Annotated in this window: 1 pseudogene; it reads right to left on the minus strand. The window is 65.6% G+C overall.

The features are described from left to right. A pseudogene (locus tag N8M20_RS10385) lies at positions 1-256 on the minus strand (hypothetical protein); the annotation flags it as partial.

A 256-nucleotide genomic window follows, 5' to 3' on the forward strand; every position in this document is an offset into this window, starting at 1 on the left:
GTTCGAACCCGGCTTGCCCGGCCACCACCAGCACCCGCCCATGCACGCGGATCACGTCGATATGGTAGCCGTAGAGTTTCGAGAGCACTTCCGTGCGCACCACCTTCTCCACCGGCCCGCAGATCGCCCTGCCATTGGCGACATAAAGAATGCGGTCCATCACCGGCAACAGCGGGTTCATGTCATGCGCGCAGAGCAGCACGCTCATCCGCCGCTCCCGGCAGAGCCGGCGCAGCAGCGCCACGATCTCGGCGGT

This window comes from Streptococcus mitis, from assembly GCF_946190275.1.
Classification (GTDB): domain Bacteria; phylum Bacillota; class Bacilli; order Lactobacillales; family Streptococcaceae; genus Streptococcus; species Streptococcus mitis_DC.